This is a genomic window from Roseovarius roseus, assembly GCF_043355935.2.
GTDB classification, from domain to species: Bacteria; Pseudomonadota; Alphaproteobacteria; order Rhodobacterales; family Rhodobacteraceae; genus Roseovarius; species Roseovarius roseus.
In genome coordinates, this window is sequence record NZ_JBHFPE020000054.1 from 1 (window position 1) to 1,113 (window position 1,113).

Annotated in this window: 1 protein-coding gene; it reads right to left on the reverse strand. The window is 58.0% G+C overall.

The annotated features are described in order from the left end of the window. The coding region (istA, locus tag ACEWPL_RS19410; protein WP_420744405.1) for an IS21 family transposase at nucleotides 1-1,000 on the reverse strand (1,000 nt) is incomplete at its 3' end. Between the last annotated feature and the right edge of the window lie 113 nt (nucleotides 1,001-1,113).

Below are 1,113 nucleotides of genomic sequence, written 5' to 3' on the forward strand. Positions count from 1 at the left end.
CTGAGTAGCGATTGCGATCGAATGTGATCAGGCAGGTGGGCGATACCCGCTTGCTCTGCTCGACAAAGCCGTCAAACACTGTGGGCAGTGGCATCAGCGCTGGCTTTTCGGCCTCCCAGACATCGGCAATGCTGCCAAGCAGGGTGCCATGCGCAGTCTCGGCCCACAGGAGCTTGCAGCGATCTTCCAACCAGATGTTCAGCGCATCCATATCCGGAAAGGCAGGCATGAGTTGCCAGAGCCGGTGGCGGGCATCGCGCACATTCTTCTCGACCTGACCTTTCTCCCACCCTGCCGCTGGATTGCAGAACTCGGGATCAAAGACATAATGGCTGGTCATCGCCAGGAACCGTGCGTTTACATCGCGCTTCTTTCCGACGCCAATCCGGTCGACGGCTGTCTTCATGTTGTCGTAGATGCCGCGCCCCGGAACACCCTCAAACACCCGGAAGCCATGCCAGTGGGCATCGAACAGCATCTCATGCGTTTGAAGCAGATAGGCCCGCACCAAGAAGGCGCGGCTGTGCGACAGCTTGATATGGGCGACCTGAAGCTTGATGCGCTCGCCGCCGACATAGGCCCAGTCCTCACTCCAATCGAATTGAAACGCCTCGCCAGGCTGGAACACCAGCGGAACGAAAACCCCGCGGTCAGTCGTATGAGACGCGCGTTGACGTTCACCCTTCCAGTCCCGCACAAAGGCCGCGACACGCTCATATGAACCATCAAAGCCAAGCTGCACCAGATCGGCATGCATCTGCTTAGCGGTCCGCCGCTCCTTGCGTGATTTGCGCTGTTCAGACAGCAACCAAGCTGTCAGCCTCTCGGCATACGGATCCAGCTTGCTCGGCCGGTCCGGTCTCTGGAACTCGGGCTCGACAATCCCGGCCCGCAGATACTTCTTGATCGTGTTGCGAGACACGCCTGTTCGCCGCGCAATCTCGCGAATGGGCATCTTGTCTCGCAGCGCCCATTTCCGAATAACCCTCAAAAATCCCATGTCTACCACTCCAATAGCCCCCAGCTGAATCAAGCAGGGGCAAGGTTGCACATGGGTCAATTCTCGATGACAATTTCTGCAGTTGCCGGGTCAGTTCTCAGTGACAATCAACA